The 387-nt window shown below is 68.0% G+C and carries 1 pseudogene; it reads right to left on the bottom strand.

The features are described 5' to 3' along the window. Positions 1-119: 119 nt before the first annotated feature. Positions 120-387, bottom strand: a pseudogene (locus tag D7Y13_RS44780) (aminomethyl-transferring glycine dehydrogenase subunit GcvPB); the annotation flags it as partial.

The following is a 387-nucleotide window of genomic DNA, read 5'->3' on the forward strand; positions in this document are numbered from 1 at the left end:
GTGTCACAGCAGGCGTCGTCGTCTCGACCCTGGTCGTCGCGATGATGTCATCCGGGCCGCTGGCCACGCCGAGGACGAACTTGGTCCCGCCCGCCTCGATACAGCCGTAGCGCGGCCGATCAGCCACGCGGGTGGACGAGCACCGGCTTGCGCGCCGCCAGCGTTTCGTCGAGGCGGCGGCGCGGTGCCATATGCGGCGCCGATTTGAGTGCGGCATCGCCCGCCTTGGCGCGTTCGGCAACGTTCCGCAGCGCGCCGATGAACTGATCGAGCGCGGCCTTGCTTTCGGTCTCGGTGGGCTCGATCAGCATCGCGCCGTGGACGACGAGCGGGAAGTAGACCGTCATCGGGTGGAAGCCCTCATCGATCAGCCCTTTCGCGATATCG

Source organism: Corallococcus praedator (genome assembly GCF_003612125.1).
In the GTDB taxonomy this organism is placed as follows: Bacteria; Myxococcota; Myxococcia; order Myxococcales; family Myxococcaceae; genus Corallococcus; species Corallococcus praedator.